Origin of the sequence: Chryseobacterium vrystaatense, assembly GCF_000737765.1 — a bacterium.
Taxonomy (GTDB): Bacteria; Bacteroidota; Bacteroidia; order Flavobacteriales; family Weeksellaceae; genus Chryseobacterium; species Chryseobacterium vrystaatense.
Genome location: NZ_JPRI01000005.1, coordinates 202402 through 219634, shown reverse-complemented (window position 1 = coordinate 219634; position 17233 = coordinate 202402). Strand labels below are relative to the sequence as shown.

Genomic DNA, 17233 nt, shown 5'->3' with positions numbered 1-17233 from the left:
TAAAAATTTCACTACTTTGTATTGCATATTACCATTTTAATTACATATCTTTGTAATGTAAAATCGGAATAGGTTCATCTAGCTAGGAACATTATTCTGAAAATATAACTAATTAACAAAACTTATTAAAGATGAATACTGAAAATACCAAAGCGCAAATGCGCAAAGGGATTCTGGAATTCTGTATTTTAAGTCTCATCAATCATCGTGAAATGTATGTTTCCGATCTTATTGATGAACTGAAAAAAGGAAAACTGGATGTAGTGGAAGGAACCCTCTATCCTCTCCTTACAAGACTGAAAAATGGCGAGTTTCTTTCCTACAGATGGGAAGAGTCTACAGGAGGACCTCCAAGAAAGTATTACCAGATCACAGAAAAAGGAAAACTTTTCTTGGACGAACTTCAGAATACATGGGCTGAACTGACAGCGTCAGTAAACCAAATCACTCAAAAAATTTAAAAAACAAAGCTATGAACAAGACACTCTCAATAGGACTCGCAGGTTTTTCTTTCACCATAGAAGAACACGCATATATAAAGCTCAGCGATTACCTGAATGCACTGAGAAGCTCACTGGATGCTTCAGAGGAGGAGGAGGTAATGCATGATATAGAAATAAGAATGGTAGAAATCTTCAGAGATTCTTTAGGGAAACGTGAAGTGATCAATGATACAGACGTAGAAAAAGTAATCGCACAAATCGGATCTCCGGAAAAAATCGAAGAACAGGAAGAAGCTTACTATTCTGAAAAAAACAGCAGAAGAACACAACAGGCAGGCACAGAATATACAGATAAAAAACAGTTGTTCCGTGACCCTGAAAGACAAAAAGTTGCTGGAGTATGTGCCGGTCTTGCCCACTATGTAGGAATGGATATTACAGCAATGAGAGCCATCTGGTTAGGAATCTTTATCCTGGGTATTTTTACCGCTGCTATTTCTTCTTCACTGATTGGTCTTCTTTACATCATTCTTTGGATTGTACTTCCAAAAGCAGAAACTGCAGCAGATTTCCTGAAAATGAAGGGAAAGCCTATGAACTTCGACAATCTTAAAAACGAATCTAACAAACTGGTTCAGTTTGCCAACGAATCTACTCAGAGAGTCGGAGAAATGTATACAGAATCTAAGCCTTACATCGATAATGCAGGCAGTGGTATCTGGAATATCTTAAAGTATTTTGTAGGAGGAATCTTTGCATTAATGGCCATAGGAAGTATCATCGGGATATTTGTGATCTTCGGATTATTTGGTATGGATGCTGACTTTCCAGGGGCCAATGAAATGAGATTCTATATGGATGACAACGGTCTTGATAAAGTATTGGTTGCTATTATGATCATCGGGTGCTTAATTCCAACTATCCTTTTCAGTTTATTGAGCATCAAGGTATTTTCACCAAAAACAAAACTTAGAAATATCGGATGGGTAATCGGAGGACTATTCCTTTTATTAATGGGACTTGGAACTTATTTCGGAGTAAGCATGGCTAAGAAAAATCTGATTTACAAAGGAAGTAAGGAAGACACAGAAAATATCGCGATCAATACCACATCAGATACGCTTTATGTAGATTTGAAACAGGTAAACATCCCGCAGAATTTCACAGCCTACGACGATGACATCTACTCTGATAAAAAAACGGTTTACAAAGAAGATTATATTCATGTAGAAGTAACGAGAAAGCCTGAAATAAAAACACCATACCTGATCATCAAAAAAGAAGGAAACGGCTATAACGTTCCGGTTCAGATCAACGTACCTGTGGAAATAGTTGGCAATAAAGTAATGCTTCCTAACTACGTTAAGTATCCTTACGAGCACAGATTCAGAAGTTACAGAGTAGATTACGAGCTTGTTGTTCCTCAGAACTCAGTGGTAATCCCTTTAAAGAAAGATAGAATGAGCTTTGACGGAGATCTGAACGGAGATGGCATTAACGATATGGATCAGGATGAAGACAGAGATGAGCACGGAAATATCAGAATTGAAAAGAATAAAATCTCTGTAAACGGTTCTACTATTGAGTATAATTCAAATGATAAAGACAGCATCATCATCAACGGGAAAAAAGTTCCCAGTTCCCAAGCGGATAAAGTAATTGATTCTATGAAATCTACGATCAAGAAGATGAACAAAAACGTAGACATCAAAATCAAGGACGGGAAAGACGAAATTTCCATACAAACTAAATAATTAACTTTAGAGAGTGCAGGAAGTGTGAATGGAAGACAACCGTTTGAAATTCACACTCTTCTTCTCTCAGAAAACAGAAAAAATATCATTATTTAGTTCGCTATGTAAAAAAAATGTTATAAATTCGTATAGTTAAAAATAATTAACCAAATCATAAAAAAAACACCTCAGCCATGGTACAAGTTGCATTAGAAATTGTAATGAAGATCGCAGATTTAATCAGCGGTTTGTTTTAAGAGCGATAATATTTCAATATATTTGTAAAGTATAACCTGTTTGGTTATACTTTTTTGTTTTTAATCTAAAGATATATGAGAAAACTGATAGGTAAATTAATGTTAAAAATGCTGGGCTGGAAAGTCGTCCTGCAGGGCGATGCAAAAAGTCTGAACCGATGTATCCTTGTGGTGGCACCCCATACCCACAACATGGAATATTTATTGGGAAATCTTGCCTATTGGTCTTTAGAAAAACCTTTGAAAATCATCATCAAAGATGCCCATACAAAAGCATGGTACGGAAGTATCGTGAGAGGTCTTGGAGGGATTGGGATCGACAGAAGCCAGAAAAATGATCTGGTCAATTTTGTGGCCCAGCAGTTTGATAAAGAAGATTTCAGTCTTGTTATTACTCCGGAAGGCACCAGAAGTTGGGTTCCAAAATGGAGAAAAGGGTTTTATCATATGGCATTAGCCGCAAAGGTACCTATTGTTCTGGCTGCAGGAGATTTCAAAAGGAATATTGTTTATTTAGGCTACACCATCCCTTACGAAAGGATTGCTTCTGTTCCTTTCTCTGAAATCATGGAAGAAATTCAGGATTATTATATCAAAAATGATATTGGTCCTAAAATTCCTGCTAACTGGAATCCAAATATCATGGGGACAGGAAATGATGAAGAAGGAAAAGCGAAAAGTTAGAAGTTAGAAGTTAGAAGTTAGAAGTTAGCGAAATTACTTTTACTCACTTAATTATCAATTACCACTTATACAATGAAAGGTCAGACTAAAGAAGAGCTCCTTGTGTTCTTAAACAACTGGGGAAATGGTGTAACATTAGCAAAAACACTTGAAATACAGTTTATCGATATTGATGTTGAAAATGAAACCCTTACTGCTACCATGCCGGTTCAGCCAAAAGTGCATCAGCCTTTCGGCATTCTGCATGGAGGAGCCAGCTGCGTGCTTGCAGAAACATTAGGTTCAAGCCTGTCTAATATTTTTATAGATGGAAGTAAATATTATGGTGTGGGAACAAATATCAATTCCAACCATCTTAAAAGCAAAAAAGACGGAACAGTAACTGCTACTGCACGTTTTATCAGAAAAGGAAAAACGATGCATGTCTCTGAAATCGAGATCAGGGATGAAAAAGGAGCGCTCATCAATCACACCACGATGACCAATAACATCATTCTGAAATAGATAAAAAATTTAATAAAATATATAAGACTCAATTTTTTTGAGTCTTTTTTTTGGAAAAGATTCCGTCCATTTATTGGATTTCTGGCCAATCAGAATGTTTATAAGATGTAGTTTATGGTCCCTGAAAATAATGTTCTGAATAAACGTGATGATTTCAAGTCTCAATCTATCAACTTTGGATGTTCTTTTGGAATTCAATACCGGATCATACAGAAACTTCTCCTGTCTTTGGAATATCAGCAGTATAGAATGCGAAACATTTCGCTAAAAAACAATGCTTTTAATTTTGACATTTTTAAGACTAATAATACCTTTGCTGAAAGGAAAATCAGCCTGGGAATTTCGTATTCTATTTCCGGATGTTGATTTTCAAAATTCATTCGTAGCTCATGATTTATTTCAAATTTCCTTTCGACGAAACATTATACTCAACCGATCAACAAAAGGACAAGGAGTCCATCAGTTTTCACTCTTTTGATCTTTTAAAACACATCAGCTTCCAAGGCAACATCATTAAAGCTTCTGAACAGTTTGAGAAGTCAATCATTACTCATGACAACCTGCTGAAAGACGAAAGCCATTTCAATGCAGAAAACAAAGATGAATACATACATACCCTTCATGAAGTAATTGACCTTATAAAAGAGCATCAACTGCCTAAACTGGTCTATGCACGAAGAAAGATTTTCACAAAATTTAATGTCGTTGATTATAAAAAAAGTTTTGAAAAGCTTTGCATCACATATCCCAATGCATTCAGGTATATTTTCAACGATGGAAGCAATGCATGGATGGGTGCTTTTTCAGAGACTTTGGGGAAATTTAATAAAACAACACATCAATTTGAAACCATGAGTCTGGCAGGAACACTTCCCATAGCCGAGGAGTGGACGGAAAAAGAAATCGAAGAGCAGAAACCGGTGACATCATATATCAAAGACGTTCTTAAAAGTTATTCTCAGAACATAGAGGTATCAGAAACGTACGATCACATCTCAGGTAACATCAAACATCTCCGAACAGATTTTAAGGCGCAAATCAATCCTGAAGATCTGGACAGCCTTATCAATAGCCTCCATCCTACTCCGGCAGTCTGCGGTATTCCAAAGGATTTCTGCAAAAAGAGCATTCAGAAATTTGAAAAATTTCCGCGTGAATTCTATGCCGGCTTCATTAAAGTAGAAACAGATGAAAGTGTCATGTATTTTGTGAACCTAAGATGCGCCAGATTATATAAAGATTCTGTACATATCTTTGTAGGTGGCGGTATCACATCCCAAAGCAGTCCTGAAAAAGAATGGCAGGAAACAGAACTTAAATCAGAAGCGATTTTAAAGAATATCGTTGCTTCCTGATCAAGAATGCAGCTATTAGAACTTCACTCCCTTCATTTTTAAAGCAAAATAAAAATTTACTATAACCACATTAGTTGCTTAGGTTCTCTAAGTGGCAAAAACAAAAACCTCTTTCATCCGAAAGAGGTTTTATTATATAGAATAATGTGATTCTGAAATTACTTCTTCACTCCTATTCTGCTCCAAGTATCCAATACAAAAAGCAAAATCAAACCGATAACTGCTGAAGCGATTGAAAATACAAACTTCAGGTTATCTTCTGATAAAAGATCCGTCTGCCAGTCTAATGCATAAAGATTGATGGCAATGAAAACGATAAACACAACTAGAAATACTTTATAAAACTTCTGCATGATTCTTAAAAATTAATATAGTTCTGCACCAATTGGGCAAAGTTAGCGGTGAATAATTTTATTGAAATAGCCAAAAGGATAATTCCGAAAACTTTCTGAAGGATAGATAATGTCGCCTCTCCCATTCTGTTTTCCAGCCATTTTGCTGATTTCAGCACCAAATATACGAAAATTGTATTGAGAACAATTCCTAAAATAATATTAATATCATGAAATTCAGCTCTGAGAGATAGCGTTGTTGTAAGAGTTCCAGCTCCTGCAACCAGCGGAAATGCAATAGGGACAATGGATGCAGCCTTTGCTTCCGTAGTTTTATTGATTTCTATTCCAAGGATCATTTCAAGTGCTATGATAAAAATCACAAAAGCTCCGGCAATGGCAAAGGAGTTTACATCTACCCCGATAAGCTTAAGAATTTTATTTCCCACGAACAGAAAAACAATCATGATAACTCCTGCAGTAATCGATGCCTTACCAGCCTCGATCTGTCCAAATTTCTGCTGAAGGCTTACCACAATAGGAACAGAACCGATAATATCAATAACGGCAAAAAGGACCATAAAGCAGGTGACGATCTCTTTGATAGAGAAATCATTAAATATTTCCATCTTCTTGTATTTAATAATTTCGCAAAAATATGAAAAAAAATTAATTATTTGCTAATTCGTGAATATAAATTAACAACTGCTTTTAAAAGTTCATCAATTCCTTCAGATGATTTCAAAGGAGAGTATTTTTCCATCTGAATTCGTTGTGACAGATTCCTGTATTCCTCGGCAACAGTAGATCCATACTGACTTTCTAAAAATGTTTTGAAATCCCCTGATGAACTTTGAAAATGCTGCTTTCTAACATCCACATCCATTTCTTCCAGGGTATCAAAGAACTTTTCATAATCTCCGCTGTCTTTAAGATTTTCAAGATAGCTGAAATAATCATTAATATCAGTTTTCAGTGTTTCTCTGATCTGTTTTTCTGTTTCAGCCACAGAACCAAGAGGTTTCGGAGATGCTGTTTCTCTAACTAACGCTCGTTTTTTTTGCCAAGTCTTAAATAACAGATAACAAATAAACAATCCTACAAGAATGGCAATATTGGTTAAAAGAATATTCCAGTGGAACTTACTTTTTTCTTTTACCTTGAATGTTGTGGTCTTTAGAACAGGTGTATTTACTGTTTCTAAAAGAGTATTGGTATATTCGTTTACCTTCTCAACTGTAGTACGGGATTCAAGGATCTGATCATGAGAAAATGCATTCAGCGCAAGAGTTTTCTGTCCCAGGTCTACATATTCACGGCTTGCCGGATCGAAAAAGGCAAAGTCTTCGGTCCGAATTGAAATAGCACCGGATTTTTTAGGAATTACCACATAATTAGCGAAAACTTCTCCTTTCATTCCTGTGGTTCCCGGAGCAACTTTAGATGTAATTTTAGGGCTGAAAACTTCATAGTCCGGAGATGCGATGATCTTCGGAAGATACATATCCGGCAGATTTCCCTCTCCTGATACTTTTACGATGACATTGACAGGTTTTTCAACCTCTATTTTATCTTTCGATGCATTATAGACATTTACACTGAAATTTCCCACTGCATTTTTAAAGTGTTCTGGTGATCCCTCCGGAAGCTTTTTTACATTGAGCTTTACCTTATTGGATACTATTTTATTTTTGTTTGAATACGAACTTACAGATGCCGAAACTGACGGAACTTCTACATATCCGGATTCATTAGGGAATACCATAAATACAGCCAAAACCTGAGAAGCCATATTACCGGACCCTGATGGATCAATCTCCGACTTGCCTAAGCTTATAGGATGTACATTAAGGTTATCCTGACGCGGAAGACGAACGTCTTTCACCTTTCTGAAGTTATCCATATTTTTGGAATACACTCTCAGTACGGCAACAGTCGGCTGATCCTGGTACACCTCCCGGTCTTCTATCTCCATATTCAGATAGATCTCATTGGAAACATTACTTGCCAAAGATCTTTTCTCAATAATATCTTTAATATTGACATCAAAAGGTTCTGTTTTATAGATCTTATTACTAACGGTTACCAATACAGAACCAATCTTAATTTTCCCTTTTTTCTTTGGTTCAAGAGCTATTCTGGATACTTTTTGGGTAATAAGGGTATTCGTAGCAGGATCAATAAAAGTATTGGTCACTGATCCGCTTCCTATGAGGTTAAATTTCGAAAGATCGGGAAGCTGGAAACCCGTCTGCTGAACAAGATCAGTTCCGTTAATTTCCAGAACAATGGTAAGGTTTACAATATCCTTCCCATTATATTCAGCCTTATCTGTTTCCAGAGACAGGTTTACCTGTCCGTAAGAAATTACGGATGCAAAAATGAATAATATGTAAATTAATTTCTGCTGCATCACCAATCTTTTTCGTTGCTTTGCGGCATCGAGTAAGAGTTTTTATTTAAAATCTTTCTGGCGGTTTCTTTTTCTTTTTCGCTTACTTTATCTAATATTGCTTTTTCAAGGTCTTTAGGCATTTTCCCTTCATCATTCTGGTCCTGCTTTGGAGTATCTCCCTGTTCGCTTTTCCCTTCATTCTGCTGCCCGCTGCCCTGATCCTGCTTTTGATCTTTTTTGTCGCCTTTCTGATCACCATTTTTGTTCTGATCATCACCACCGCCACCTTTTCCGGAATTATTCTGTTCGTTTTTTTGCTGCTGCTGTTTTTCTTTTTCTTTCAGTTTGGCAATCTGATAATTCTTTCTTGTTGCTTCATTATAAGGATCCTGTTTCAGAGCCTGCTTATAATAATCAGCCGCTTTTTCAGGCTGGTTCATCTGCATATATGTATTTCCGAGATTATGAAGTGCAGCTGTCTTATCAGGCAGTGTCTGCGAAAGCTTCTGTGCTTTGTCAAATTCTGCTTTAGCCTCTTCATATTTTTTACTTTTATACAGCGCATTCCCCAAATTATAATGAGCTGTAAAATCTTTTTCATTGCTTTTTACAGCCTCCATATATTTAGAAGACGCTCCATCATAGTCTCTACCGTTGAATTTCTGATTACCTTCATAAACCAAAGTTCTATAGTTTTCCTGCCCAAACGCAATGCCTGAGAATGAGAAAGCAATAAGAAACGATAAAAAAAAGATTTTAGTATTCATCCACTGCAAAATTATTCGTTTATATGTTAATAAACAGACTTCTGTTTGTTAAAGTTCGGTTAAAGTATTTATTTAAAATATTGATAAACAAAGTATAAAAATTAGATATTGAAATCTCTTTTCGGGTTCAATATATAAATTAAAAAGAAGAAGAAAATAGATACAATCAAAAAATATTGATAATAATGGTTGGCATTCTGAGATCTTACTAAAGTCTGCGCAGATGATGCTTTTTTATTCATGGCATCAATGATCTTATTAGGAGCTTCATTCACGTTATTTCCGTCAATATAATCTCCACCTGTAGATTCTGCCATCTTTTTAAGAGCTTCGGTCTGTCTTTTAGAAATTACCGTTCCACCGTCCATATCCGTTTTATAACCCATCAGCTGTCCATAGACATACTCGGGAACGGGTGCGCCTTCATCAGTCCCTATTCCTACAGATGTTATTGAGATTCCTTCTTTATTAGCAAGCCTGATAGCTGCATTATCATTTCCTTCGTTATCTTCACCATCACTCAGCAGGATCACTTTTCTTGATCCTTTGCTTACATTTTTAAACTTATCTGCTGCCACCCGCATCGCTTTTAAAAAATCGGTACCCTGGATTTTCATAGAACTTGTTTCCACAGCACTGATATAAGTTTCTGCTGTTCCATAATCTGTGGTCAGCGGCATAATAGAAACCGCTTCACCGGCAAAAATTACAATACCAATCTTATCATTCTTCATCTTCTGCATGGTATTCATCATCAGATTTTTTGCTTCCAAAAGACGGCTCGGATCAATATCTTCTGCATTCATAGAATTGGAAACATCCAGCATGAACACTACATTATTCAGCCTTTGATTGGTCTGAACTTCTTCTGAACCATTCAGTAGATCTATTATAGAAAATATCAGAAAAAGAGTTCCCAAAAGATATAAAGCGGGGAAAAATTTTGTAAATCCCGATCTGTTTTCAAATAAGCTATCCTGAAACCGACTGTCAGCAAAGATATCCCTCTTGTTCTTTTTCCATTTCAAAAAACGGATAAGAAAGAAAGATAGCAGCGGCAAAAGCAGCAACAATAATAAATACCAGTAATTTCCTAACGACCAATTCATCAGCTTAAAAATTTATATATTACCCATCGCAACAGTGCGTCAAAAAATAGCATTCCTAAAGCTATCCAAAGGAAAATTTTAAAATACTCCTCGTAGTTGTACAGCTTGGAAACCTTAATATCAGATTTCTCCAATTGATTGATTTCGTCGTATACTTCCTCCAAACTGCTGTTGGAAGTCGCTCTGAAATATCTTCCGCCTGTAGCCTGTGCTACATCTCTCAAAGTATTTTCATCAATAGTCACTTCAGTTTCTGTAAAGATCAGTTCGCCGAAAATATCCTGTGATGTAGGCATCAGTGCAAAGCCATTGGTTCCGATCCCAATGGAATATATTTTTATATTATTGTTCTTGGCAAGCTTTGCGGCGATCTGAGGGGGTATCGCATTCTGAATATTACTTACTCCGTCAGTCATCAGAATCACGACTTTACTTTTAGCTTTACTTTTGACCAGATGATTAACCGCTACAGAGAGTCCTTCTCCGATGGCTGTTCCCGGTTCAAGACCTGCAGAATTAAGATTCTTAATCTCGTCAATGACCACTTGATGATCAGAAGTTACGGGAACTTTCGTAAAGGCTTCTGCTGCATAGGCTACAACGCCTATCCTGTCATTTGGCCTTTTCTGAACAAATTTTACAGCAATATCTTTTAATGCTGTAATTCTGTCAGGACTAAGGTCTTTAGCTAGCATACTGAGAGAAACGTCTATAGAAAGCATTATATCGACTCCTTTAGTATCATCTTTGTCCTGGGAAACCGTAAATGTTCTCGGTCTTGCCATTGCAATGATAAGAGAGGAAAGAATGATATACTTTGAGAGCTTCAGGAGAAAAAGCACTACGCGGATACCTCCGCTGTCTTCCATATTCTGGACCGTTGGAACTTTGACACCTTTCTTTTTCTTGCCTCCTGCATCTTTTATAAAAAGAGGAATGAAAAGAAGAAAAAGCAGTAAAAACCACGGACTGTAAAATTCAAAATCAGGCATCCTTTCTTAAGTTTTCAAATTCTAAATCTTTTGATGATCTCTTCACAAAATCACGAATATCTGCAAAATCCTTTTCCATAGTGGTCTGATCAGGGAAGGTCTTTGCAAATTTCACCAGATCTCCTCTTAAAAACACATTTTCTACTATTCTTTCGTTTTCCTGGGAGATGGTATTATTCGTTTTCATAACATCAATAAGATCGTCGGTAAGAAGAACATCTGCCGGAAGATGATATTGTTTGGTAATAAATGTTCTTGATATTTCGATTAATTCAACATAGAAAGAACGAAAATCTCCTCCTTCAATGTATTTTTTCTTTTTTAAAGAATCTAATTCTTTTAAGGTTTGATTGGTAGCAACGACAGGTGAACTTTTTGATTTCCTTCCCCATTTTATAAACATAATAACCGCGATAATTAAAGCAATAACTGCCAAAACGGTAAGAATATAAAATTTATACAATTCCCAATAATCTTTCGTTTCAAGTTTTACTTCCTTGTTATTCATGATATCACTGATCTGATCTGCTTTTTGAGCTGTGTTGATCACATCAATTTCATAAGGAATAGTTTTTAAAATCTTACCGCCTACGTTAAACTCCAATTCAGGAATCGTAAATTTTCCCTCATCATAGACTGAAAATTCAATTTTTCTTTCGTAGGAATTCTGGTTTTGACCAATGCTGTCTTTAATTTCTTCAAAATGGAAAGGAAGCAGTTCATTTTTAGGTGCTGCCACGACCTGCATCTCATGCACATTGTCAATCTTAATAATTAAACGGTTGACCTCACCTAAAGCCAGCGTCTTCTTTTCAAGATTAGAAGACAGTATCTGTGAAAAAGCATTTCCGCAGATTACAAAAGACAGTATTAAGAGTATTTTTTTCAATTTCATTATAATTTCCTGGCTGTACCTATTTAAAGGCAACAGCATTTAATTCAAATTCTTTATTTTCATGCCATCCTTCAGAAAGGCTCATTCCTAAATTCCTGACAACAATCTTATTAGAAAGCATAATTAACCAGAAGCCTTCAGCATTTTTGAATAAATAATAGTCAGACGAAGGGGCTGTATCTAAACTGCATCCAGGTCTACTTCCAGTAAAAACACCCAGGAGTTCAGCTTCTTTGCTTCCTATTAATTTATAATAACCGCTGTAAATATAATTTTTATCCTTTAGAAAAGGTCCAAAAACAGATATCGTTTCTGGGTCCATTCCTTTTATTTTTGTTAAAGGATTTTCTTTTGCATAACTATTATATGAATAAACATTGGTAGCATCCTTATAATAGTTCCAATATAACCCGACTTTTTTGAAGGTTGCGGCATCAGCCTGCGTTTCCTTCCCATCAAAAGATATTTTCCCATTAGCCAGATAAAGAGGAAAATCAAACATATGGTCGATTTTTACATTTTTTATAGCTTCCGAAAGTCTCAGCTTATTTTCTTTTGCCAGCATTATTTGATCATCAGTAAGATTTTCAAAAAGAAGATTCTCCCAAGGGTCAAATGCCTGATTATTGTAAATAATATATCGGGAATCATCAGTTATGAAAAAATTGTGATCCGTAACTTCATCAGTATAGTTGAACCGGAATTTTTCATTAACTGACTTTCTCAGTTTTTCTACATATTTGGTTTTATAAAACCCATTTTTATCATAAAAAAAGTCCGAATGGGGAATCATTCCAAAAGTTGCGCCATCTAAATCAGCCTGTAAAATATTGGCACCGCTCCAAACAGATTTCCCATCGGAAACATAGGCAGAATTTACCTGTTGCCAGACTTTTACATTCTTAAAATCATCTTTTTCAACAGGCGTTTTTTCACCATAAAAATACACATGATTTGCATCAACGGAATAGCCTTTTGATAGAGGTTTTATCGTTTTCGCATCTATTCCAGGCTGCTCCTTTAAGTCAAATGTATAAACTTTAGTTTTCGTTTTTACAAAAACATCATTGACAGGAAGCAAAAACTCATTATTTATTTTCGCTTTTTGCCCATTCAAGTAAACATATTTTTTGTCATAAAGAAATCCCTGACAAAGTTCAGATATGGTGGCCGGGTCTGCATCTTTCACTGCTTTTCCTTTGAAAGAGACAGCATTTTTATCTTTATAGTAGACACCGTCATTACAGTAAATCAATCGAAAAGAGTCCGGATCAGAAACACTCATAGGTTTAAGGTTTCTATATGCCTTACTTTTTACTTTCCATACGATCTCTCTGTTGTGGGGATCTCCAACCGGTCCGATTATTTTAAAGCCTGTAGTGTCAATTTTCACATAGTCACCTTTATAATAAACACCATTTTTATCAAGCATAAAAAAACCGTCCATATTACTATACTTAGGATGATTTAAACCTGCTCCTTTTACTGGTATATATTTTATGGTATTACAGTCTTCATAGATCACACTATTTTCATTAAGATAATATCCGGCCTGATCTGTATATTTACACCTGGAAGTGGGGACCTTGAGATCATTACTAACTTCAGGATCTATAATTGTCAATTCAGAAGGATTCTGCCCGTCCTGTCCAAAACAAAATGTACCAAAAGCTAAAACCGCAATAAAGATTTGTTTTTTCAAGGTGTTCAATATTACTTTTTCTGAAAATAATTATAAAGGAGTTTTGAATAATCAGCTCCTGTGCTGACATTCATAAAACTGGCCGAACTGTTGGCAAAGTCTTCTTCCAGAGCCCGGACTTTCTGTTTCTGAGCTTCAGCGAAGGTATATCTCCATCTGGCACTGGAAGTATTGGCCCAAACCTCTTTTCCTGTTTCCGCATCATGCAGAAGCACATAGCCTACATCAGGAATCTCATTATCTTTCTCGTCATAGATTCTCATTCCGAGCAGCTGATGTTTTTTTGAAGCGACTCTAAGCATTTTGGAATCATAAGTATCTTCAAAATCTGAAAACAGAAAAACCAGAGATTTCCTTTTGAAAATCCCCATCATATACTCCATAGCCTTATCGATCTTCGATACTGCCGGGACATAGTCTGCCGTCAGAATATTACTGATGATGGATAAAATATGCTTTCTTCCTTTTTGAGGAGGAATCACTTTATACACTTTATCTGCAAACAGGATCAGCCCTACTTTATCATTATTTCCGGCAGCAGAAAACCCAAGACTTGCCGCAATCTCTGCTACATATTCTCTTTTCAGCTGTCCTTTCGTTCCATAATCCATAGAAGCGGAAATGTCGACCAGGATCATCATGGTCAGCTCTCTTTCCTCTTCCATTACTTTGACGAAGGGTTCACGGAATCTGGCTGTCTTGTTCCAGTCGATTCTTCGGATCTCGTCTCCGAACTGATAGGGACGTACTTCTGAGAAAGTCATCCCCTGTCCTTTAAAAGCACTGTGATACTGTCCCATAAGCGAAGCCTCCGTCTTCTTTCTCGTACGGATCTCTACTTGCTTTACTTTTTTTACAATATCTTTTATTTCCATAAATAGGGTGGTGAATTTCTGGTTGCGCAATAACCTTTTAAGATTGTATCGTATTCCATTTTCACCTTCTAACTTTTAATCTTTCAATTCAATCGAAACATTCAGCCATTCATTATCAAATTTCGGACTGTATTTCTTATAAAAATTAATAGCCGGTTCATTCCAGTTTAACACCTGAAAAACCATTCCGCTATACTGGTTTGATTTTCCGTATTCCAGAGTGGCATCAAACAAAAGTTTTCCAATTTTTTTTCCTCTCATTTTTTCAGTGACTACCAGATCTTCCAGATACAGTCTTCTTCCTTTCCAGGTTGAAAATCGATCATAATAGAGAGAGATTCCGACAATTTCGTTATTGAGTTCAGCAACAAAAGCTCCCCAAACCGGAGATTTCCCGAAGCCGTCTTCAATAAATTCGTCTAAATTTAAAGTCACCTCATGAAGTGCTTTCTCATATTCTGCAAGCTCTCTGATCAGATCCAACATCGGAGCACAATCTTCCTGAACAGCTTTTCTGATAACAACCTCACTCATTACGGGGCCTGAATTTTTGCTAAAATTCTACTGATAATCTCTTCGGCTGAAATCTCTTCGGCTTCAGCTTCGAAGGTAAGACCAATTCTGTGTCTTAATACATCCTGAGCCAGAGCTTTTACATCTTCAGGAATAACAAAAGCTCTCCCTTTCAGGAATGCATACGTTCTGGAGGCAATTGCAAGATTGATTGATGCTCTTGGAGAAGCTCCGAATCCTATATAGTTTTTAAGTTCCGTCAATCCGTAATTTTCAGGATAACGGGTGGCAAAAACCATGTCCAGAATATATTTTTCGATTTTTTCATCCAGATAGATCTGATTGATGAGTTCTTTAGCATCGACAATATCCTGCAATGATATCACAGGCTTCACAACAGGCTGATGAGAAGTTGACACCATTCTCATGACTGTTCTCTCATCTTCAAAACTCGGATAATCAATCTTACACTTCAACATAAAACGGTCACTTTGAGCTTCCGGCAATAGATAAGTACCTTCCTGATCAATCGGGTTTTGGGTAGCCAGTACCAAAAACGGTTTTGGAAGCTTCATTGTTTCGTCTCCTATAGTTACCTGCTTCTCCTGCATTACTTCCAGGAGTGCCGACTGTACTTTCGCGGGTGCACGGTTGATCTCATCTGCCAATACAAAATTTGCAAAAACAGGACCTTTCTTTATCGAAAAATCATTGTCTTTAATATTAAAGATCATCGTTCCCACCACGTCAGCAGGAAGCAGATCGGGTGTAAACTGAATTCTTGAAAAGTCACCATGAACAGCTTCTGCCAGGGTTTTGATCGCCAGGGTCTTTGCCAGTCCCGGTACTCCTTCCAAAAGAACATGTCCGTTCCCTAAAAGACCTACCAAAAGACGGTCTATCATATATTCCTGCCCAATGATCACTTTGTTGATTTCCTTTCTCAGAAGGGAAAATAAGTAGTTTTTTTCTTTTACTTTTTCCGTCAACTGGCGGATATCTTCAGCTTGATATGTATCTGACATAGCTTTATTTAAAAATAGGTGGTAAATTTCTGATAAATACTGGCATTAATCAACATAATGAATGCCATTTTTGAGTTAAAGTTTGTTAAATATTCCTGAATTGGTAAGACATTGAAAACCAAACAATATAACTTTCACTGCATAAAATCAATTCATGTAGTGAAAGTTACAGTAATAATTTCTAATAAAATTATTTGTTAAATCAGGTATTTTGTATGTGAATAGTGAATATTGCTTCGTCAGTCAATCGTTCATTATCCTCAATTATTGAAATTGACCGTTTACAATTGACCAGTCATTTACTTAAAGCTTAATAATTTTAATAGTAAAGACATTTTCCGGCATATCGACTGTTTCTTCATAGGCTCCAACATTGATGAAATATTCGGTTCCTGCCACAGTGGTGAATGTAAAGGATTCTGCTGCACCGCCGCCTCCGTTATCCACTGCTTTTACACATATTAAACTATTACACGCGCCACTGTATATATCCATTTGGGGATCATAAGTACTCCCTGCAGGCATCGTGATACCCACTGTAAACTGACCGCCATCTCCGGTAAATTTAAACCAGGTCCCGTCATTCATAGCATCAGAACACGTATTGATAAATCCACCATTGTTAGTCGCAGATACTCCATCACTTTGCGTATAAGTATAAGGGAAAACAGATGCAGGCAACGCACCAGAACATTCATCATTGACAGGTATAGGAGGAATAGTTTTAAAGGTAATATTTGTACAGTCCAAAGACTCAAGTCCCGCTGAAACAGCAGTAACTTTTAAATAATAATTGGTATCCCGGTTAAGAGCAGCTGAAGGGGTAAAGTTCGTCCCAGTCACAGCCTGCTGATTAATAATATCAGTACCTCCCGGAGTTGTGCCTAATGAAACTTTATAGGAATCTGCACCTAAGACTGCAAACCACTTGATATTAGGAAGAAGAGGAACAACCTGATTATTATTTGCAGGATAACTGATAAAAGGACATGAAGGGCCGGGTTTAGGCGTTAATCCTGCAATAGTAACTGCAGATTTGTAATCCGCTCTTATTCCTCCGGGTGGCGTTGCAGGATCAACTACCATACGGTCTCCCTTATAATACAGAGTAGAATATGGGATATGCGGATAGACACGAAATGCCTCATCGAAGTTATTGATATCAATACTCTGAGAATTCTCCTTTGCAGCAATCACTAAATTATCACTGTTATTATAGGCAAATGGTGTTGCAAAAGTTACCTCGACTTTATTATTGTTTTTAGTTACAGCACCAGCAAAAACCTGGGTAAGCTGCGTAGCAGGAATCCAATCTGTTCCGGATGCGAAGGCTGTCTTTGTGGTATGCCCAAGATAAACAGTCCAATCCGAGGAATCATTTATAGTAGCCGATGGATCCACATAAAATGTGAGACCGGTAATATTTCCTGCGGCGTTAGCATTTAATTCCTGTTTGGGATAGATCTGCTGAACATAAGAATACGAAAAAAAACTGCTTATTGGTGCAGTTCCTACATTTGTACTTCCGATGTTTAAATTGATTTGGGCATTAAGCGCGAATGCTATCGATAACAAAGATAAAAGTAAAATTTTTTTCATCATTGATAAATTAATATTGAATATTTGGCTAATTTAAATATAAAATTCTAATT

At 36.6% G+C, this 17233-nt stretch carries 17 protein-coding genes; 5 read left to right on the top strand and 12 right to left on the bottom strand.

From position 1 onward, the window contains the following. Positions 1-131 precede the first annotated feature (131 nt). The 5 genes from IW16_RS15150 (at position 132) to IW16_RS15125 (ending at position 4976) form a co-directional block, all read left to right on the top strand. Positions 132-461, top strand: a complete 330-nt coding sequence (locus IW16_RS15150; RefSeq protein ID WP_034728860.1) for a PadR family transcriptional regulator — start codon at positions 132-134, stop codon at positions 459-461. A gap of 11 nt (positions 462-472) precedes the next feature. Then, positions 473-2197: a PspC domain-containing protein gene (locus IW16_RS15145; RefSeq protein ID WP_034745909.1), complete on the top strand. Its 1725-nt coding sequence runs from the start codon at positions 473-475 to the stop codon at positions 2195-2197. A gap of 311 nt (positions 2198-2508) precedes the next feature. Then, positions 2509-3117, top strand: a complete 609-nt coding sequence (locus tag IW16_RS15140; RefSeq protein WP_034745906.1) for a 1-acyl-sn-glycerol-3-phosphate acyltransferase — start codon at positions 2509-2511, stop codon at positions 3115-3117. Between the two features lie 72 nt (positions 3118-3189). Then, entirely contained in the window at positions 3190-3621 is a 432-nt protein-coding gene (locus IW16_RS15135) for a PaaI family thioesterase (RefSeq protein ID WP_034745903.1), read from the top strand. Between the two features lie 389 nt (positions 3622-4010). Next, positions 4011-4976: a chorismate-binding protein gene (locus IW16_RS15125; RefSeq protein WP_034745896.1), complete on the top strand. Its 966-nt coding sequence runs from the start codon at positions 4011-4013 to the stop codon at positions 4974-4976. Positions 4977-5134: 158 nt separating this feature from the next. Here IW16_RS15125 and IW16_RS15120 read toward each other — a convergent pair whose 3' ends face one another. The 12 genes from IW16_RS15120 to IW16_RS15065 all read right to left on the bottom strand — a co-directional run bounded on the left by IW16_RS15120 (position 5135) and on the right by IW16_RS15065 (position 17183). Continuing rightward, positions 5135-5329: a hypothetical protein gene (locus IW16_RS15120; RefSeq protein ID WP_034745893.1), complete on the bottom strand. Its 195-nt coding sequence runs from the start codon at positions 5327-5329 to the stop codon at positions 5135-5137. 5 nt (positions 5330-5334) lie between these two features. Continuing rightward, positions 5335-5937, bottom strand: coding sequence for a MarC family protein (locus IW16_RS15115; protein WP_034728847.1), 603 nt, complete (start codon positions 5935-5937; stop codon positions 5335-5337). A gap of 44 nt (positions 5938-5981) precedes the next feature. Continuing rightward, complete coding sequence (locus tag IW16_RS15110) at positions 5982-7721, bottom strand: BatD family protein (protein WP_034745890.1); 1740 nt, start codon at positions 7719-7721, stop codon at positions 5982-5984. Next, positions 7721-8470 (bottom strand): tetratricopeptide repeat protein, encoded by a 750-nt coding sequence (locus IW16_RS15105; RefSeq protein ID WP_034745888.1) that lies wholly within the window; start codon positions 8468-8470, stop codon positions 7721-7723. The genes IW16_RS15110 and IW16_RS15105 overlap by 1 nt, the downstream gene beginning before the upstream one ends. Before the next feature lie 101 nt (positions 8471-8571). Further along, positions 8572-9579 carry a vWA domain-containing protein gene (locus IW16_RS15100; protein ID WP_034745886.1) on the bottom strand — a complete coding sequence of 336 codons (1008 nt, stop codon included), beginning with the start codon at positions 9577-9579 and terminating at the stop codon, positions 8572-8574. After that, positions 9579-10571: a VWA domain-containing protein gene (locus IW16_RS15095; RefSeq protein WP_034745884.1), complete on the bottom strand. Its 993-nt coding sequence runs from the start codon at positions 10569-10571 to the stop codon at positions 9579-9581. The genes IW16_RS15100 and IW16_RS15095 overlap by 1 nt, the downstream gene beginning before the upstream one ends. Next, positions 10564-11460 carry a BatD family protein gene (locus tag IW16_RS15090; RefSeq protein ID WP_394332459.1) on the bottom strand — a complete coding sequence of 299 codons (897 nt, stop codon included), beginning with the start codon at positions 11458-11460 and terminating at the stop codon, positions 10564-10566. The genes IW16_RS15095 and IW16_RS15090 overlap by 8 nt, the downstream gene beginning before the upstream one ends. A gap of 25 nt (positions 11461-11485) precedes the next feature. Beyond that, the gene (locus IW16_RS15085) at positions 11486-13168 is read right to left on the bottom strand and encodes a DKNYY domain-containing protein (protein ID WP_131327912.1); all 1683 of its coding nucleotides are present in this window, start codon (positions 13166-13168) and stop codon (positions 11486-11488) included. 11 nt (positions 13169-13179) lie between these two features. Then, positions 13180-14043, bottom strand: coding sequence for a DUF58 domain-containing protein (locus IW16_RS15080; RefSeq protein WP_034745879.1), 864 nt, complete (start codon positions 14041-14043; stop codon positions 13180-13182). Between the two features lie 75 nt (positions 14044-14118). Then, positions 14119-14577: a GNAT family N-acetyltransferase gene (locus IW16_RS15075; RefSeq protein WP_034745877.1), complete on the bottom strand. Its 459-nt coding sequence runs from the start codon at positions 14575-14577 to the stop codon at positions 14119-14121. Continuing rightward, entirely contained in the window at positions 14577-15581 is a 1005-nt protein-coding gene (locus IW16_RS15070) for an AAA family ATPase (RefSeq protein ID WP_034745875.1), read from the bottom strand. The genes IW16_RS15075 and IW16_RS15070 overlap by 1 nt, the downstream gene beginning before the upstream one ends. A gap of 303 nt (positions 15582-15884) precedes the next feature. Beyond that, a complete protein-coding gene (locus IW16_RS15065) occupies positions 15885-17183 on the bottom strand; it encodes a hypothetical protein (RefSeq protein ID WP_034745873.1) in 1299 nt (432 codons plus the stop codon). Positions 17184-17233: the final 50 nt, after the last annotated feature.

Coding starts and splice junctions, on each gene's coding strand:
- IW16_RS15150 (WP_034728860.1), top strand. CDS start 132: ATGAATACTGAAAATACCAAAGCGCAAATGCGCAAAGGGATTCTGGAA.
- IW16_RS15145 (WP_034745909.1), top strand. CDS start 473: ATGAACAAGACACTCTCAATAGGACTCGCAGGTTTTTCTTTCACCATA.
- IW16_RS15140 (WP_034745906.1), top strand. CDS start 2,509: ATGAGAAAACTGATAGGTAAATTAATGTTAAAAATGCTGGGCTGGAAA.
- IW16_RS15135 (WP_034745903.1), top strand. CDS start 3,190: ATGAAAGGTCAGACTAAAGAAGAGCTCCTTGTGTTCTTAAACAACTGG.
- IW16_RS15125 (WP_034745896.1), top strand. CDS start 4,011: ATGATTTATTTCAAATTTCCTTTCGACGAAACATTATACTCAACCGAT.
- IW16_RS15120 (WP_034745893.1), bottom strand. CDS start 5,329: ATGCAGAAGTTTTATAAAGTATTTCTAGTTGTGTTTATCGTTTTCATT.
- IW16_RS15115 (WP_034728847.1), bottom strand. CDS start 5,937: ATGGAAATATTTAATGATTTCTCTATCAAAGAGATCGTCACCTGCTTT.
- IW16_RS15110 (WP_034745890.1), bottom strand. CDS start 7,721: ATGCAGCAGAAATTAATTTACATATTATTCATTTTTGCATCCGTAATT.
- IW16_RS15105 (WP_034745888.1), bottom strand. CDS start 8,470: ATGAATACTAAAATCTTTTTTTTATCGTTTCTTATTGCTTTCTCATTC.
- IW16_RS15100 (WP_034745886.1), bottom strand. CDS start 9,579: ATGAATTGGTCGTTAGGAAATTACTGGTATTTATTATTGTTGCTGCTT.
- IW16_RS15095 (WP_034745884.1), bottom strand. CDS start 10,571: ATGCCTGATTTTGAATTTTACAGTCCGTGGTTTTTACTGCTTTTTCTT.
- IW16_RS15080 (WP_034745879.1), bottom strand. CDS start 14,043: ATGGAAATAAAAGATATTGTAAAAAAAGTAAAGCAAGTAGAGATCCGT.
- IW16_RS15075 (WP_034745877.1), bottom strand. CDS start 14,577: ATGAGTGAGGTTGTTATCAGAAAAGCTGTTCAGGAAGATTGTGCTCCG.
- IW16_RS15070 (WP_034745875.1), bottom strand. CDS start 15,581: ATGTCAGATACATATCAAGCTGAAGATATCCGCCAGTTGACGGAAAAA.
- IW16_RS15065 (WP_034745873.1), bottom strand. CDS start 17,183: ATGATGAAAAAAATTTTACTTTTATCTTTGTTATCGATAGCATTCGCG.